This is a genomic window from Myxococcus llanfairpwllgwyngyllgogerychwyrndrobwllllantysiliogogogochensis (assembly GCF_006636215.1).
GTDB classification, from domain to species: domain Bacteria; phylum Myxococcota; class Myxococcia; order Myxococcales; family Myxococcaceae; genus Myxococcus; species Myxococcus llanfairpwllgwyngyllgogerychwyrndrobwllllantysiliogogogochensis.
The window spans coordinates 1-420 of the sequence record NZ_VIFM01000856.1 but is presented as its reverse complement, the minus strand read 5'-3'; the positions used below and the strand labels follow the sequence as shown (position 1 = coordinate 420).

At 61.0% G+C, this 420-nt stretch carries 1 pseudogene; it reads right to left on the bottom strand.

The features are described 5' to 3' along the window. Positions 1-402, bottom strand: a pseudogene (locus FJV41_RS50875) (copper-transporting ATPase); the annotation flags it as partial. Positions 403-420: the final 18 nt, after the last annotated feature.

Genomic DNA, 420 nt, shown 5'->3' with positions numbered 1-420 from the left:
GTTCACGCACAGCACCTGCACCACCTCGGGAAGGTTGGCTGTGAGCGTGCCGGTCTTGTCAAAGACCATCACTTCGACCTTGGCGAGGCTTTCCAGGTAGATGCCGCCCTTGATGAGAATGCCCGAGCGCGCAGCGCGCGCGATGGCGGCGATCATCACCAACGGTGTCGCAAGCCCCAGTTCCGCCGGCGACGTGAAAATCAGCAGCGTGACAATGGTCCGCACGTCCTGCGTGATCAGGTACACGCCAATCAGAAATAGGAAGACGACGGGGATGAGCCAGCCGGCCACCTTGTCGGCCAGCTTTTGCACTGGGGCTTGCTCAGCCTCGGCGTTCTCTACGAGGGCGATGATGCGGGAAAAGGTTGTATCGTCACCCAGTTGCTCCACCAGGACGTCCAAGGCACCAGACTCGACGAC